This window comes from Paraburkholderia diazotrophica (genome assembly GCF_900108945.1).
Classification (GTDB): Bacteria; Pseudomonadota; Gammaproteobacteria; order Burkholderiales; family Burkholderiaceae; genus Paraburkholderia; species Paraburkholderia diazotrophica.
In genome coordinates this window covers 1-16,909 of record NZ_FNYE01000009.1, presented here as the reverse complement: position 1 = coordinate 16,909, position 16,909 = coordinate 1, and the positions used below count along the sequence as shown (strand labels likewise).

The 16,909-nt window shown below is 60.1% G+C and carries 12 protein-coding genes and 1 pseudogene; 5 read left to right on the top strand and 8 right to left on the bottom strand.

Annotated elements, in window-relative coordinates:
- Window positions 1–7 precede the first annotated feature (7 nt).
- The 3 genes from BMW76_RS13725 to BMW76_RS13715 are packed head-to-tail and all read left to right on the top strand — an operon-like array spanning window position 8 to window position 2,282.
- Window positions 8–586, top strand: a complete 579-nt coding sequence (locus BMW76_RS13725) for a HutD/Ves family protein (protein WP_177200379.1) — start codon at window positions 8–10, stop codon at window positions 584–586.
- Between the two features lie 16 nt (window positions 587–602).
- The gene (locus BMW76_RS13720; RefSeq protein ID WP_090865792.1) at window positions 603–1,352 is read left to right on the top strand and encodes an electron transfer flavoprotein subunit beta/FixA family protein; all 750 of its coding nucleotides are present in this window, start codon (window positions 603–605) and stop codon (window positions 1,350–1,352) included.
- Window positions 1,353–2,282 carry an electron transfer flavoprotein subunit alpha/FixB family protein gene (locus BMW76_RS13715; protein WP_090865791.1) on the top strand — a complete coding sequence of 310 codons (930 nt, stop codon included), beginning with the start codon at window positions 1,353–1,355 and terminating at the stop codon, window positions 2,280–2,282.
- A 199-nt stretch (window positions 2,283–2,481) separates the two neighbouring features.
- Here BMW76_RS13715 and hutG read toward each other — a convergent pair whose 3' ends face one another.
- The 6 genes from hutG to pruA all read right to left on the bottom strand — a co-directional run bounded on the left by hutG (window position 2,482) and on the right by pruA (window position 12,486).
- Window positions 2,482–3,297 carry an N-formylglutamate deformylase gene (hutG, locus tag BMW76_RS13710; protein WP_090865790.1) on the bottom strand — a complete coding sequence of 272 codons (816 nt, stop codon included), beginning with the start codon at window positions 3,295–3,297 and terminating at the stop codon, window positions 2,482–2,484.
- A gap of 247 nt (window positions 3,298–3,544) precedes the next feature.
- Window positions 3,545–7,312: a bifunctional proline dehydrogenase/L-glutamate gamma-semialdehyde dehydrogenase PutA gene (gene putA / locus BMW76_RS13705; RefSeq protein WP_245763211.1), complete on the bottom strand. Its 3,768-nt coding sequence runs from the start codon at window positions 7,310–7,312 to the stop codon at window positions 3,545–3,547.
- Window positions 7,313–7,352: 40 nt separating this feature from the next.
- Window positions 7,353–8,189 (bottom strand): ABC transporter permease, encoded by an 837-nt coding sequence (locus BMW76_RS13700; protein WP_090866085.1) that lies wholly within the window; start codon window positions 8,187–8,189, stop codon window positions 7,353–7,355.
- Between the two features lie 5 nt (window positions 8,190–8,194).
- A complete protein-coding gene (locus tag BMW76_RS13695; protein WP_245763210.1) occupies window positions 8,195–9,286 on the bottom strand; it encodes an ABC transporter permease in 1,092 nt (363 codons plus the stop codon).
- 481 nt (window positions 9,287–9,767) lie between these two features.
- Complete coding sequence (locus BMW76_RS13690; protein WP_090865786.1) at window positions 9,768–10,844, bottom strand: ABC transporter ATP-binding protein; 1,077 nt, start codon at window positions 10,842–10,844, stop codon at window positions 9,768–9,770.
- A 31-nt stretch (window positions 10,845–10,875) separates the two neighbouring features.
- Window positions 10,876–12,486, bottom strand: a complete 1,611-nt coding sequence (pruA, locus tag BMW76_RS13685) for an L-glutamate gamma-semialdehyde dehydrogenase (RefSeq protein WP_090865784.1) — start codon at window positions 12,484–12,486, stop codon at window positions 10,876–10,878.
- Window positions 12,487–13,268: 782 nt separating this feature from the next.
- On the opposite strand from pruA, the gene BMW76_RS13680 reads away from it, so the two are divergent.
- Window positions 13,269–13,931: a TetR family transcriptional regulator C-terminal domain-containing protein gene (locus BMW76_RS13680; protein WP_090866083.1), complete on the top strand. Its 663-nt coding sequence runs from the start codon at window positions 13,269–13,271 to the stop codon at window positions 13,929–13,931.
- Window positions 13,932–14,060: 129 nt separating this feature from the next.
- A complete protein-coding gene (locus BMW76_RS13675) occupies window positions 14,061–15,071 on the top strand; it encodes a LysR family transcriptional regulator (RefSeq protein WP_090865782.1) in 1,011 nt (336 codons plus the stop codon).
- A gap of 60 nt (window positions 15,072–15,131) precedes the next feature.
- Here BMW76_RS13675 and BMW76_RS13670 read toward each other — a convergent pair whose 3' ends face one another.
- Both BMW76_RS13670 and BMW76_RS13665 read right to left on the bottom strand, forming a co-directional pair.
- Window positions 15,132–15,926 (bottom strand): N-formylglutamate amidohydrolase, encoded by a 795-nt coding sequence (locus BMW76_RS13670; RefSeq protein WP_281248519.1) that lies wholly within the window; start codon window positions 15,924–15,926, stop codon window positions 15,132–15,134.
- A gap of 320 nt (window positions 15,927–16,246) precedes the next feature.
- Window positions 16,247–16,846 (bottom strand): annotated as a pseudogene (locus BMW76_RS13665) (branched-chain amino acid ABC transporter substrate-binding protein); the annotation flags it as partial.
- Window positions 16,847–16,909 lie beyond the last annotated feature (63 nt).

Here is a 16,909-nt window from a genome sequence, read left to right as displayed (position 1 = left end):
GTCCCCGATGCAAGTGCGCGATATCGCGTCAATACCTTCCGAGAAATGGCGCAATGGCAAGGGCTTAACGAGAACCCTGGCTGCGGAAGGTACTGACTGGCGCGTGAGCATTGCAGAGGTCGAATGCGACGGTCCGTATTCGACATTTGAAGGCATGACGCGGTTATCCGTCATTCTGCGGGGCAACGGAGTCGTGCTACGCGCTGGCAGCCTGACAACGACTCTTACACCGTTCGCATCCGCCGAATATGACGGCGGCATCGCATGGAATGCTTCGTTGATAGACGGGCCTGTCACTGCGCTCAACGTCATGTGCAAAAGGCACATCTATCGGCCGAGCGCGCGTGCACTCACAGGTCCCATGACCGTACTCGCAAGTGCCACGGCCATCGTGCTGGCTGCGGGTCGTACATGTCATGCCGCAGCTTCGCCAGAGGGAGCACCGCTCCGGATCGCCACAGACCAGTTTGCTGTCTTTCGACATCTGGAACATCCGGTTCTGGTCACCCCCGACCCGATCGGCGGAAAAGATGGAGGCTTTGGACTTGTCCCACAGCTGGTGATCTTTGAACCGGCGACCGTCTGAACGTGAGGAACATGAAATGAAAGTACTGACTGCAGTAAAGCGCGTCGTTGACTACAACGTGAAGGTGCGCGTGAAGGCCGATCAAAGCGGTGTCGATATCGGCAACGTGAAAATGTCGATGAATCCGTTCGACGAGATTGCTACGGAAGCGGCGACACGCCTTAAGGAAGCAGGGAAGGCTACCGAAGTGATCGCCGTATCGTGCGGCGTGCCGCAATGCCAGGAAACGCTTCGCACTGCGCTGGCTATCGGTGCAGACCGTGGTGTGCTCGTCGAGACGGATGCCGAACTGCAGCCTCTCGCGGTCGCCAAGCTGCTCAAAGCCGTGATCGACAAGGAACAGCCGCAACTCGTCATCCTCGGCAAACAGGCGATCGACGACGACGCCGGCCAGACGGGTCAACTGCTCGCGGCGCTGCTCGACTGGCCTCAGGCAACGTTTGCCAGCAACATTGAAATCGGCGACGGGTCGGCCACCGTCACGCGTGAAGTGGATGGCGGGCTCGAAGTGGTAACGATCCGTCTTCCGGCAATCGTCACGACGGACCTGCGTCTGAACGAGCCGCGATACGTGACGCTGCCCAACATCATGAAGGCGAAGAAGAAGCCGATCGACATCCTCAAGCCTGCTGACCTGAGTGTCGATCCCTCCCCTCGCCTCAGGACGCTCAAGGTGGTTGAGCCCGCGGCCCGCAAAGCCGGTGTGATCGTCCCCGACGTCGCCGCGCTGGTCCAGAAACTCAAATCCGAAGCAAAGGTGATTTAAATGACGACGCTTGTTATTGCGGAACACGACAACGCTCAGGTGAAGAACTCGACGCTGCATACGGTGTCGGCGGCGCAGAAGATCGCGGGCGGCGTGCACGTACTGGTCGCGGGAAGCGATGCCCGTCCCGCAGCCGAAGCCGCAAGCCGGATTGCGGGCGTCGAGAAGGTCATCTTCATCGATGCACCTCATCTCGCCGATGGACTGGCCGAGAACGTCGCTGCGCAGATCGTCGGACTGGCTCGCGACTATACGCACGTATTCTTTCCCGCGACTGCGGCCGGCAAAAACACGGCGCCGCGCGTCGCTGCGAAGCTCGACGCGTCGCAGATTTCGGATGTGATCGCAATCGATGCACCCGACACGTTCCAGCGACCCATCTATGCGGGCAACGCCATTGCGACCGTGCAGGCTAACGATCCCGTGAAGGTCGCGACGATCCGCACTACCGCGTTCGATGCAGCCCCGGCACAAGGCGGAAGTGCCAGCGTCACCGAAGTGACGGCGGTGGCCGACACCGGCCTGTCGACATTCGTTCGCCGCGAGATCGCGACAAGCGACCGCCCGGATCTGACGGCTGCGCGCGTCGTGGTATCGGGCGGACGAGGCCTCGGCAGTGCCGAGAACTTCGCGATCCTGGACCCGCTCGCTGAAAAGCTCGGTGCGGCGATTGGCGCTTCGCGCGCCGCAGTGGATTCCGGTTATGCCGCCAACGATCTGCAAGTTGGTCAGACGGGAAAGATCGTAGCGCCGGAACTCTATGTGGCCGTCGGCATTTCCGGGGCCATCCAGCACCTGGCGGGCATGAAGGACTCGAAGATCATCGTCGCCGTCAACAAGGACGCTGAAGCGCCGATTTTCGGTGTCGCCGACTACGGCCTCGTCGCCGATCTGTTCGAAGCTGTTCCGCAGATCACACAGTCGCTGTAACGCTGCAACGTCAGCGCTGCATGATTTTCCCATCTCCTTGGGTATCTGGCCGACACCGCATGAAGTACGCGGCGCCGGCCTTTTTTCAAGCATGAGTCGAAAGTATCCTGTTGGCAAAAAGGGTAAAGCGCTCAGGTGTCGATAACCGGCGGGCTCGAAGCGCTCAACGCTGACCAGCGCATATTGTGGTTGCCTGTGCTCAGGTAGTCGCTGCGCGGAGTTTCAATGTCGCGGCAGTGGCCGCCGAAATCATGCGCTCGATCACAGGTTGAACCCGTTCAGCAAGATCCTGCCGATAACTGAACGGGGCATCTTCATTCATATACGTCGACTGGCACATCTCGAGTTGCACCGCGTGGATACCGCTCGACGGCTGACCGAATGCCCGCGTGATATAGCCGCCCTTGAACCGGCCATTCGCAACCCATGTGAACGGTTGTCCGTTGACCAGTTCGGATGAAATTGCTTCGAGGATGCTGGCATCGCAGCTCGCGCCGGCGTTCGTGCCAATGTTGAGATCAGGAAGCTTGCCCTCGAACAGTCGCGGCAGCACACTGGCAATCGAGTGGGCTTCCCACAGCAGTACTTGCCCGAATTGCTGCTTCATCCTGTCCAGTTCAGTGCGCAGCTTTTCATGGTACGGCCGCCAGTATTTGTCCAGACGCCTTTGCACTTCGTCCTGCTCCGGCGCATTCCCTTCCGCGTACAGCGGTTCGCCGCGAAATGTTTCCGTCGGACAAAGCCCTGTCGTCGTCTGCCCTGGGTACAGGCTTTCGCCACTGGGCGGCCTGTTGAGATCGATGACATAGCGCGAGAAACGGGCACCCAGGACGGAAGCGCCGGCAGCTTTCGCAAAGCTGTAAAGACGATCGAGATGCCAGTCGGTATCGGCGACAGCACGAGCCGCGTCCGTCATCTGGGCCGCGATCTCAGCCGGAATCTCCGTGCCCAAATGCGGAATGGAAACCAGGAGCGGAATCCGCCCCTGATGGAAAGTGAACATCGCTTCTTGCACAGCAGAATCTCCTGATACGAAGGCATTTGAATGTCGCCGTCGGTAGTCAGACCTGCCGCCCTTACAGCCACGCCGATCGCCGCCATGCGAGACGCTCGTTTCGCTTGTCCGTCAGCGCATCGTCATTAGCGACGACGAACGACACATAAGGCATGCAAAGCCTGAAACAGCGTGGATAAGCACCGGGCCGGATAACCTATCGACCGCACATCTGGCGGGGCGGCTTGCAACCGCCCCGCTTTCCCGCCTAGACCACATCCTCGCTCATCACCATCAGTTGCGTGTTGCCGCCCGCAGCGCTCGCATTGACAGTCGTGATGCGCTCGCGAACCAGTTGCGTCCAGTCGTAAGTGCCATCGTCGCGCGTCAGTGCGATGCCGATCATCCGCTGTGCCGCCACGCGACGCAGATTGCCGACGCCTCGCTGGTCAGCCGTCGCGAGGACCACATCCGGGCGAACGCCGGGGACCTCGCCATCGAGCACCCGAACGGCATCGGCAGCGTCGATGACACGGCAACCGGTACCGAGAGCGGCTGCAATTTCATCCGCAACCGACGATTTCAGCAGCAGCAATTCATTGCCGAACGCACACGCAGCCGTCGCCTGAACCAGCAACGCCTCGACCGAGTCCGCTGCACAGAGGGCCTGTCCGCGAGGCAGAAGTTCGACGGTGTTCTCCTCTCCTGTGAGGGCCGGCAGACTCAGCGGCCGGAAGCCATCCGCGAGGCGAAGGAGCTGCGCCCTGTACCGCGCAAGTCGCGCTTGTGCATCCGCATTGAGACGCCGCGCAGCGGATGTGCTGGCGATCGCCTCGACGCGTTGCATGGCGCTGGCGCGTGCCTGAGCGTGAGCGCTCATCCGCGCAATGAAACGCCCCTCTGCCGAAGCGACGGGAAACTCGAAGTACTTGTCGCTCACGGCCGCCTGCGATGGGGCGAACGGTCCCACGTCCGCTGCGTATGCGTTCGCAGCAGAACGGGTGAGGCTGATCAGCGTCAACGGACCGGCAATCATCGAGCCCGTGCCCGACGCTCCGTTACCGCCGACGGGCTGCATACCCGGGAAGGCACCCAGCATCGCCCGATTGACGCAGATACTGCTCGCCGCCGACAACGACAGCAGCGTACCCGCTGCTTCGTTGATGCGGGTGTGCAAGCCCTGCACCCCACTGCCCAATCCGTTCAACGCCTTGATGAGCGCTTCCATGTTGCCGGTTTCGTAGCGTACGACGTGCAGGATGGGCCCCGTTATCGACGGGTCGATCGCTGCAAGCGATCCGATATCGCCAATGTCCACGATAGTGGGTGCAACGAAATTTCCATTGCCGGCGCCCGCGCCCAGTTTGCCCCGGGTAATCCGGAAGCCGCGACGCTTGCGCTGCTCGATGTATGTCTCGGCGCGATCGCGCGCCTTGCGCGTGGCCATCGGCCCGATGTCGGTCGCACCGCTCAGCGGGTCGCCCGTGTTGCGCTCGCTGAGCATGCCGCTGAGCATGCGCAGCACCTTGTCTGCCGTTGAATCCTGGAGGCACAGGATGCGTAGCGACGATGCCGCCTGTCCCGCCGACTTGAACGCGGAGACGATAGCGTCCGAGATGACCTGCTCCGGCAGAGCGGAACTGTCGACGATCATCGAGTTGACGGAGCCGTAGGTGGCGATGAATTTTGCCGGCTGCGCGGAAGCAGAGAGTTGCACGGCGATAGAACGGGCCGTCTCACGCGAACCGGCAAACAGGACTGCGGCCACGCGTTGATCGGATACGAGCGCTTTACCCACCGTCGCGCCATCACCCAAGGCGAGCTGAAGCACGTCCTGAGGAACGCCCGCGCCGTGGAAGACCCTGGTGGCTTCGAACGCGATCAGCGAAGCGTCCGACGACGGCTTCGCAATAACAGCGTTGCCGGCCGCGAGAGCAGCCGATACATGACCGACAAACGAGCTCAGCGGACACGCCGACGGCGTGAGACTGATGACGGTTCCCAGCGGCTGCACGTCTGCCAGGGCCCTGTCGCTTGTCAGCTGGAACGCGTACAACCGGCACAGGTTGACGGCAGTGCGGACCTCTTCCACAGCCTCCGCAAGCGTTGCTCCGTTTTCGAGCGACAACAGTGCGCCAATTCGCGACGCGTTGGCTTCCAGGTCGCTCGCAACCCGTTCCAGAACTTCTGCGCGGTTGGCCGCCGTTCTGAGGCCCCAGTTGGAAAAGGCCTGACCTGCAGCGTCCAGCGCTGCCGGCACACTGCTCATCTTGCAGCTGGCGAAACTTCCAATGGCCTCGGCGAGATTACCCGCGCTATAGACCACGGCCGTCGATTCGGACTTGGCATCGCCTGCTCCCGCGAGCAACGAATGCGCGTTCACACGGTTTGCCCGGATGTCCGCCACTGCTCGCTCGAACTCCGGTGCCCCGGAAAAATTCAGCGCCGTCGCGTTGACACGGCCCGGCAACAGATTGCGCGGCGATGCGATGCCGGCGTGCGGCTTACCGCCCGTTCTTGCTGCCTTTGCGACGGGATCTTCGACGATGTCGGCAATGCTGACGGCGGGATCGACGATCTGATTGACGAACGACGAGTTCGCGCCATTCTCCAGCAGACGGCGGACAAGGTAAGCAAGCAAGGTCGCGTGCGGGCCAACGGGCGCGTAGATGCGGCATGGACGGTTCAGCTTGGCGGCGCCCACGACCTGATCGTATACGGTCTCGCCCATGCCATGCAGACACTGGAACTCGTAATCCTTGTCCCCGGCAAGCGTATGCACTGCCGCGACCGTGAACGCGTTATGCGATGCGAACTGCGGAAAGATGGCATCCGGCGCGTTGAGCAAGGCTTTTGCGCACGCGATGTAGCTGACATCCGAATGCACTTTCCGCGTGAAAACCGGGTAGCCCATCGCGCCGGCATCTTGTGCGAGCTTGATTTCGGTATCCCAGTAAGCGCCCTTGACGAGACGGATATTGATCCGCCGCCCGTTGGCGCGAGCGAGCGCGATGATCCAGTCCGCCACCGCCCTGCCGCGCTTCTGGTACGCCTGCAACGAAATACCGATACCATTCCAGCCCTTCAGGCTCGGCTCGGCGCACAGACGCTCCAGCATCTCCAGTGTCAGGTCGAATCGCGCCGACTCCTCCTGGTCGAGGTGAAAGCCAATGCCGTACTGCTTCGCGATTTGTGCGAGTTGCAGCAGTCGCGGATACATCTCGTCCAATACCCTGTCGCGTTGCGTCAGCTCGTATCGCGGATGCAGGCCCGAGATCTTGACCGAAACGCCAGGCCCGTCGATGGGCCCCTGGCCCTTCGCTTCCTTCCCGATCGCTTCAATGGCATGGCGGTACGACTCGAAGTACGCCTGCGCATCCTCATCCGTGAGCGCCGCTTCGCCCAGCATGTCGTAGGTGTACCGGTATCCGCCCGACTCGCGTCCCTTGGCCACGCCGATCGCCTCTTCAATCGTCTGGCCCGTGACGAACTGCTTGCCGAGCATCCGCATCGCGTACGCGACGCCGGCGCGCACGACCGCCTCGCCACCCTTGCGAACGACGCGCGACAGCGCTTCCGCGAGCGCATTCTCGTCCGGCTGTTTCAAAAGCTTTCCGGTGAAAAGCAGACCCCAGGCCGTCGCGTTGACGAATAGCGACGGCGATTTGCCGATATGCGCGCGCCAGTCCGCGTCGACGATCTTGTCCCGGATAAGCTGGTTGCGGGTCTCCGTGTCGGGAATCCGAAGCATCGCCTCGGCGAGGCACATCAGCGCGATGCCCTCGCGACTGTCGAGCGAGAACTCTTGCGTCAGGAGATCGACGCCGCCCGCGTTGATACGCGCGTCACGCACGCCCTGGGCGAGCCGCGCGGCAAGAGCCTGCGCCCTGGCGAGCGTCGGCGCATCCATGCGCGCCTCTTCGATCAGCTCGCGCACAACGACATCCTCGGCCAGCGCCGAGGCGTCGCGAATGCGTTGACGCAGTGTTTGAAGATCTGCCGTGCCGCTTTGCATCGATTGGATTTCCGACAGCATGATGGGTTACCTGGTGAATGCTTGTTTGTTGACCGATTGATCAGAACTGGTTGGCCGTTCCACGCAGACGCTCGGTTCTGCGCCGCAGTAGTTCGAGCGTGATGAGCAGCAGCGTCGAAATCACGACGAGTACGCTTGCCACAGCCAGGATAGTGGGACTGAGTTGCTCGCGGATACCAGCCCACATCTGCCGCGGTACCGTTCGCTGGTCGGTGCCCGTGAGGAAGAGGGCAACGACAATCTCATCGAACGAGGTTGCAAACGCGAACAGCGCGCCCGAGATCACGCCAGGCGCAATGATGGGAAGCTTCACCTGCATGAACACGCGCAGCGGCGAGGCACCCAGGCTGCGGCCTGCACGGGACAACGTTTCGTTGAAGCCTGCGAGCGTCGCCGTCACGGTGACGACGACAAACGGCACCCCGAGCGCGGCGTGCGCGAGGATCAGACCCGTCAGGCTGTTGACAAGGCCGAACGGACTGAAGGCAAAGTACACGCCGACTGCCGTAATGATCAACGGAACGATCATTGGCGAAACTAGAATGCCCGTAATGAGCGCCCTGCCCTTCAGGCGCGGATGAGTCAGCCCGAGCGAAGCCATCACACCGAGCGTGGTCGCCAGCAGCGTCGAAGTAACGCCCACAATCAGCGTATTTTTCAGCGCCAGCATCCATTCCGGGCTATTGAGAAAGTCCTGGTACCAGCGCAGGCTGACGCCCGGCATCGGATAGGTGAAGTACGGCTGCGAGTTGAACGACAGCGGCATCACGACCAGGATCGGGGAAATCAGGAACACCAGTACCGCCACCGACAGGATCACATGCGCCCACCGTCCCAGACGTCCCCAGATCGTTACATACGCGGGAAAACTGAACATTTTGATCACCCCAACTTGACGCCGGCGCCGCCCGTCATACGGACAAACACGCCATAAATCAGCAGCACGCCTGCGAGCAGAATGGACGCGAGCGCGCTTGCCAGGCCCCAGTTCAACGTGTTGTTGACATGATTTGCGATGTAGTAGCTGGCCAGCTGATCATCCGGGCCGCCGACGATCGCTGGCGTGATGTAGTAGCCGACGGCGAGAATGAATGTCAGCATCCCTGCCGCGCCGACACCCGGAAGCGTCTGCGGGAAATACGCCTGGAAGAACGAGCGGATCGGACCCGCGCCTAGTGAACGTGCCGCTTTCATGTAGATGTTCGGCACGCCCTTCATCACCGAATACAGCGACAGGATCGCGTACGGCAGCAGAATGTGCGTCATCGCAACGAGTACGCCGAAGCGGTTGTAGATCAGCGGCAATCCGTGATCGGTCAAGCCGAGGTGCTTGAGCACGTCATTGATCACGCCGTTGGATTGCAGCACAACCACCCACGCAGTCGTGCGCACCAGGATCGACGTCCAGAAGGGCAACAGCACCATGATCATGAACAGGTTGCTGTAGCGTGCCGGAATGTTGGCGAGGAAAAACGCAACCGGGTATCCGAACAGCAGACAGAGCGCGCTGACCGCGATGCTCACCCATGCAGTCCGGACGAAAACATCGACGTAAAGCCGCTCGCTCTCGCTCTGGCGCACGATCGCGCCATGAGTGTCGCGCTTGAAGTCGAATGCCTTCAGGTAGTAGCCCAATGTCCACGGCGACGAAGCGTATTTGAGCGTGGACCATGCAGCGATGTCATCCCAGCGCGCGTCGATCGCGGTGAGGCGCTGATGCCATGACCCTGTACTTTCATCGCCCAGGCGACGAGCCGTCTTCATGAGCAGGCTCCGCATCCCGGCTTCGTCGTAGTTCAGTCGCGACGCGATCCGGCTCACGCCCTCGCTTCCCTTTGCCGCAAGGAGATCATGGGCGAATGCGTCATACACCTGTTCACCCGGCAGCTTGTCTCCGCTTGGGTCCCATTCCCGAAGCAGCGCGGATGCGTGCGGCATCTCCTGGGAGAGCGTCGGATCCCGGAAGCTCTTCATCAGCAGGCTTCCGATTGGAACAAGGAAGGTGACAAGGAGGAAGATCAGCAGCGGAGCGACCAGAAGGAAAGCTTTCACGCGCTCGGTGCGTTCAGCGCTGCGGAGCTTTGCCTTGAGACTTTTAGAGTCCTTCACAGTCATTTGAGGTGACTGGTCAGTGGGCACGGCCATATCGTGGGGAAGTATCATCGTCGTCCAGCGGCTAGCGCCGCGTCCTCCTCGTCAATTCAACACCAAACTTTCGTACCCGGATGGGAGCGCGACCGCCATCCGATGCAATCCTTCAAGCAAAGCCAGGTAGCCTGCTGTTCCTGAAAAAGGCAGCCTTTAGTGGAAATGCGACACAGGCGTCCTTTGAAACTTCGTTCGCCTCGCATCACCCCGAGGCACACGGCCCGGGTTTAGTCTCCACTAGTTGTACTAATTTTTCCCTTGGCTTTTCGCATGCGCCGTGTCGATTCGCTACGCCTTGTTCAATCAGTTACTGCAACGCGCGGCAGCATTCCGCCATCCATCCGACGTGTACGGAATCGCCAATACGCAGCTGACGCGCGACGCCGTTGTTCGGCAGCTTCACGATGAAGTCGTTTCTGCCGCATACCTGCATGACCACGCGAAGATGATCGCCGTAGTAGATGAGATCCTTGACGCCGCCCTGGAAGACGTTGTCACAGCTCTTCGCCAGATCGCCGACGGTCACCCGTTCCGGTCGCAAGGAGATGCTGGCGGAGCCGGTTCCGCGAACACTCGGGCCAGCGAATGCCTGGATGTTCTGTCCGCTTTCCAGCTTGACCGTACAGCGCTCGCGATCCACGGACGCGACCGTTCCAAGCAGTTCATTGCTTTCGCCGATGAAGCGGGCGACAAACGCATTCTCAGGGTTCTCATACAGTGCTGGCGGCGGCGCGAGCTGCTGGATGATGCCGTTGTTGAAGACAGCAATCCGGTCGGACATCGTCATCGCCTCGCCCTGATCGTGAGTGACATACACGACGGTCAAACCGCTCTGCTCATGAATCTGCTTGATCTCGTACTGCATCTGCTCGCGAAGCTGCTTGTCGAGTGCGCCAAGCGGCTCGTCCATCAGCACCAGCGCCGGTTCGAACACGAGTGCGCGCGCAACAGCAATCCGTTGCTGCTGCCCGCCCGAGAGCTGGGCCGGCATGCGATTGGCGAACTTTTCCATGTTCACCATATTGAGCGCGCGCTTCACCTTTCGCGCGATCTCGTCCTTCGACACTTTCCGCACCTTCAACGGAAAGGCGAGGTTCTCCGCTACTGACTTGTGCGGAAAGAGCGCGTAGCTCTGAAACACCATGCCGATGTTGCGGCGCTCCGGCGGAATACGGTTGATCGGCTTCCCCTGAAGCAGAATCTCGCCATGTGTTGCGGTTTCGAAGCCCGCAAGCATCATCAGACACGTTGTCTTTCCAGAGCCCGACGGCCCGAGCATCGTCAAGAACTCACCCTCCTGGATCTCGAGGTTGAGATTTTTGACGACGAGCGTCTCGCCGTCGTACGTCTTTTGGACATTCTTGAAAGAGACAATGGTAGACATGACATTTCCTCAGGAGAAGCCGGAATCAGATTTAAGCGCCGAACTGCCAGTCGCGCGGAGGCAGATACGTTTCCTTGACCACGCGCGGGGATGCCCAGCGCAGAAGGTTGAGGTACGAGCCAGCCTTGTCGTTCGTTCCGCTCGCGCGGCCGCCGCCGAACGGCTGCTGGCCGATCATCGCGCCCGTCGGCTTGTCGTTGAGATAGAGGTTGCCCGCGGCGTTGATCAGAACCTGCTCTGCGCGATGCAGGGCGAAGCGGTCGGTGCAGAAAATCGAACCCGTCAATGCATACGGGCTGGTCGAATCGATCAGTTGCAACGTCTCTTCCCAGTTCGCATCGTCATAGACGAACACTGAAAGAACGGGACCGAAGAGTTCTTCTTTCATCAACGCGTGCTTCGGGTCGCTCACTTCCAATACCGTCGGCTCGACGAAATAGCCCGGCTCCGACCACGTCTTTCCGCCAGACACGATCTTGACGCTCGCATCTTCTCTGGCCGCTGCCAGCGCCCGGCTCAATTTCTGGTGCGAGGCTTGGGAGATCACAGCGCCCATGAACGTATCGAACTGCGCGACATCGCCAACTTTCAGCTGCGCGAGACGGTCACGCATTTCCTGGCTCACTGCAGCCCAAAGACTGCGCGGGATATAGGCGCGCGACGCAGCGCTGCACTTCTGGCCTTGATACTCGAACGCGCCGCGGATCAATGCGATTGCGATTTCCGATGCATTCGCCGATGGATGCGCCAGAACGAAGTCCTTTCCGCCCGTCTCGCCCACGAGTCGCGGAATGGTGCGGAAGCTGTCCACTTTCGATGCAACGCCCTTCCAGAGCGACTGGAATATAGCCGACGACCCCGTAAAGTGAATGCCCGCCAGGTCCGGTGAAGACAGAGCGACACGCGTGGTCAGCTCCGCATCGCCGGGAACGAAGTTGATCACACCCGGCGGCAGCCCGGCTTCTTCGAGCGCTTCATAGAAGATCCAGTTCGCTAGCGCCGACTTCTCCGACGGCTTCCAGAGAACCGTATTGCCCATGATGGCCGGTGCCGTCGTGAGGTTCGCGCCGATCGCCGTGAAATTGAACGGCGAAACCGCGTAGACGAACCCTTCCAGCGGACGCCAGTCCGCGCGATTGACCGCCGTGGGAACCGACATCGGCTGCTCCGCATACACGCGTTGAGCGTTATATGCGTTAAAGCGCAGGAAGTCGATCAATTCGCATGCGCTGTCAGGCTCCGCCTGATCGATCGTCTTGCTTTGACCGAGCATCGTCGCCGCATTGATCCGCATGCGCGAACGTGTCGCCACGATATCGGCGGCCCGATGAAGAATCGTCGCGCGGCTCGCATGCGTCAGGCTAGCCCAGTCCTTCGCGACTGACGCCGAGCTCTTGATCGCTTCGGCGATCTGGCTTTCCGTCGGACGATGAATGCGCGCGAGTACGCGCTGCGTGTCGTGCGGTGCGCGCACTTCGACCGTTTCGTTCGAGTAGTAGCGCTTACCACCGATCACCGTCGGAATGTCGACTACTTCTCGCTGCTCCAACGCTTTGGAAAGCTCTGCCGCAGCAGCGGTGCCGGGACGGAAACTCACTTCGGTTTCGTTTGCTGGCAACGGGAATTGTGGGCCTGAGATCACGCTAACTCCTTTTACGAAAAAGCAATTGGGACGGACTACGGGGAAGCGCAGGGCCTGCGGTTATCGACTAAAAGCGACACCTCATTTGGCCGTGTCACTCCTCAACGCTTTACCTCAATGCCCAGAGTAGTCTTTAAAGAAAATCGGCCTTACTGTTCAATCAAACGTTATGCTTTGGTTTCGCCCGTCGTTATGAAAGACCCCTCTCCTCAACGACCACACGACGCGCGCCATCAGGTTCTGTCCGCCGATACCTGATTCACTCTGGTCGCAAACGGCATCTGACTTGAAGCGAATCCCCTCGCTTCGCAACGTGATGTGCGGGCGATGACCTGCTTGCACGCGATGCTCACGCTGTTCTCCATGTCCTGGCTGAACGCGGCGAGTGCAAGCGGTCGGGCATCAAACATACTGATCAGCGGTTCAGCAAAAGAAGCGTCTGCGACGTGTGACGGTTCTCCTCATCACGGTTTTTCATTGAACATACGTTCAGCACAAATTCTGTTGTGTCAACTATATATCCGAAACCGCTCGAACCAAAATCATTTTTCCGCACCATTTCATTGGGGTTAACGCGATCAGGTGGACGATATCGCGGGTTTTTACCTACTTGAATCTGCGTTATTTTCGTGAACAATTGTTCAGCATTGACGTGCCCAGAAGGATCGTCTCGTACGAAACGTAATGAACACGTGTTCAGTCGCAGATCGATGACTGACGGCGCCGCCGCGCTGTCGGCGGCGCGCGCTGCGAAGCGCCTCAATCAACTGTGGAATCGGGAAATGCAAGAACTGAAGTTGCGGGCCGCTGAGATTGAGAGCCGGAAGGACGACCCCAGTCAGTACGAAGGGATGCGTTATCGACTGATCGACTCGACGCTCGAAGTCGTAGGTCACGTTGGGCTCGAACACCTTACGATCAGGAAGGTCAGTGAGCACGCCGGCGTCTCCGTCGGTCTCGTGCATCATCACTTCGAGAACAAGAGCAACCTCGTCTACAAGACGTTCGTCTATCTGATTCGACGAGTGCGTGAACAGCTCACGGCCGGACGCCGCGGCATTGTCGATCCCGTCGAACGCATGAAATTCACGGCGGACATGTGCTTCAGTGACGAAGTGATGAGTCCTGGTGCAGCAAACGTGTGGCCACACATGTGGAGTTCGTCGGCATACGACAAGGATGTTCAACGGCTTTGTACCGCCTTCTCGCGTCGATTGCGGTCCAACTTCATATGGGACCTGCGTCAAGCCGGCTGCGATCAGACGATGGCGATCATCTACGCGATGCAGGCGATGGCGCTGGTGCACGGGTTGTGGATCGAGCACCGCGTCGCTGGAACGATGAGCATCAGTGAAGTTCTCGGCGTTTTTCACGGTGTCATCGACCACGCGACTCATCGCGGATGGAAGACGAGCATGATGTGCTACGCCGGCATCAATCACTGATTTCATCGTGCACGCATGTTCCGTGATGAAAGCGCGTGTCAGATCTTGTGCATCGAGAGATACGCTGAAACTGACGGACGCAAGCCAGTCGGACGAAGGACGAAAGATTTCTAGCAGGCAGATGAGATCATGGCGATCGTGAAAGAGAGTGCTCCCGAGCAGTTCCCGGATTGGGGGCTCCTCGCGAGTTGGGTAGCCGTTGTCGAAGCCGGATCTATTTCCGATGCTGCCAGTCGGCTTGCCATTTCCCAGGCGGGCGTCTCTCTTCGCATAAAGGCTCTGGAATCGATACTGGACACGAGCCTTCTTGACCGCACCACCCGGCCGGCAAGACCTACGGCCGCCGGGCAGCGTCTGTTCGAACACGCTACCGTTCTGTTGCAGGGCGCCGATCAGATGGTCGAGAGCGTGCGAAACGTGACCCGCGCAAAGCGTGTCGTCGTCCGTCTTGGCTGCGTCGACTCGTTCGCTGCGACCATCGGCCCGATCATCATCAAGGCCCTGTCGGGCACATCGCATCAGATCAGATTGTGGTCCGGCATCACGCCGACTCTGGACGCACAACTGGAGGCCCGGCAGGTCGATATGGCGGTGACGACGACAAGCTTCTCGAACGCCGCGGGCATCAAGCGTCAGAAGCTGTTCACAGAGCCATACGTCGCCGTGTTACCCAAGAGCTTCGAAATCGATCGGATCACGACTCTCGCGGAACTGAGCCGTCATCTTCAGTTCATCCGATACAGCTCGCGCTCCGTCATCGGTCAACATGTCGACGCCTACCTCGCGTCACATGGTGAAGATATCGATCGTACGTGCGAGTTCGACGCGACAGATCCCATGCTGAGCCTGGTTGCCGCCGGACTCGGGTTTGCGCTCACGACGCCGTTGTGCCTATGGCAATCGCGACACTATCTGCCGGAGATTCGTGTCGTGCCGCTCACCCTATTCTCCCGGCAAGGACGGCCATATCAGCCTTTAAGCAGATCGTTCTTTCTCGCCCATCGCGAGAACGAACTGGGACATCTGCCTGCCGATCTCTATGACCTGCTCAAGCGAGCCTTCGAAAAGCAGGTCTCGCGAGACATCGCCAAGGCACTGGCGTTGCGACCGGAGGAAGTCTACATTCCGGACGAGCAGTAAAACGAGCGCGTTTTCTTCGAACCGCGCCTCAGAGCCGCGTTGCCGCCGACACCGGTAAAGCTACTCCAGACACGCGTCGTGGAGATCGCGAAACAGGTCTCCCGTAGCACCTGGCGCAGCCAGGCCGTCAACTGCGCGTTCAGCGGCACACAGAATCTCCGTCATAAACGCGTCACGTTGAGCGTCGCTCTGCGCAATCTCGAGCTCTCTGCGCCACCGACCTGCCACTTCCAGTTCGACGACGTGAACACCACACTCCGGTCGGCCGTAACGCTGCGCCGTGAACGCGTCCGTCAGCTTCCCGTTGACGACCCACGAGCGTTCCAGCGCCTGCGCCGCCTGCGTGATGGCGCTGACGATCGCTCTGTCGCTGGACGCACCGTGGTTGGTGCCGAAGTTGCAATCAGCCGCGCCCGGCTGCGTCCGATACGGAGAGAGCCACGCGCCCGCATGCGAGACCAGCATCAACACGTTATCGTGCGTTTCACGAAGCCGGCTCAGTTCCGCCAGAATCGACGCCTGGAACGGTTTCCAGTGCTCCGCGACCCGACGCTGCACCTCCGCCTCGCTTGGTTCGGCCCCCGGCAAGTAGAGCGCTTCTCCTCGCGACGTATGCGTACGGCAAAGGCCCAGCCGGTTCAATCGCTGGGACAAGGCGGTATTGTTCGCCGCAACGTTCAGGTCGATCACGCACGGATGAAGTGCGGCGGATAGGCATGTGACTCCGCGTTTCCGCGCAACTGCACCAAGTGCCTTTCCTCCCGGATCGGATAGTCGGCCATTGACGGGTTCCCAGGCGGGATGCGCAAGCAGATCCGGGGGAACCATTGTCCCGGTGTGGGGTGTTACGACCATCACCGCTGACTGACCGCGAACGATCGCGCTTTCGTTTCCCATGATTCCCTCTTCCCGATCTAGCGTTAGCGCTTCCAGCCTTACATGCAAGGCAATAATCAAAATAGCCCGGTTGAAGCGGGGAAACCGATACTCCAAGCACTGCTTGCTCTATGTATAAGCGTCGCTGATGAGCCTGCGCGCAAATACGTACGCAGGCGGAAAACTGCCCTCCCGTTGGATATCGTTGTGCCGCATTCAGAAGGAAAGGCGGCCCGTCTCCTTTCGCTTGGGCATGGACACTTCGCTCAGCAATTTCATTCCGCGTGCGACGACTTCTTTTACTTCTCCGCACCGATGGTTGTCACCGGTTGCCATTTCATCGACTTGACCTGATAAAGCGTTGACGTCGGATTGTTCAGATCTCCGTATTTATCGAATGAGATGTGTCCAGTGATGCCGTTGTATTGCATTGTCCGGAGCGTCTGCATGAATACAGCAGGCTTCACGGAATTCGCCTGTTTCATCGCGGTGATGGCGAGCCACGCGCAGTCATAGGCGAACGGTGCATAGGTCAGCGTATCCGCGCCAAAGCGCTTCTTGAATTTATCCGCAAACGCGCGGCCTTCGGGCAATGAATCGACCGGCCGGCCGTATTCCCACGCCATCGCCCCTTCGGCCGCGTTGCCCGCCGAGCCGATGAACACGCTATCGGCAATCCCGCCGCTTCCGACGAACTGCGCGCGCAGGCCGAGCTGCTTCATGCGCTTGACGATCAGGCCCGCCTGGCCATCGAGCCCGCCGAAGTAGAGAAGATCTGCGTTGGCCGCCTTGATGTTCGTCAGTTGCGCATTGAACTCGACGGCTTTGTCGTTGGTATATTCCTCGGCCGCGATCTGGCCGCCGGCTGCTTGCACGGCCTTCTTGAATTCTTCGACCGCTCCCTGTCCGAAGGCTGTCCGGTCGTCCATCACCGCGATCCGCTTCGCTTTCGTGACCTTCAC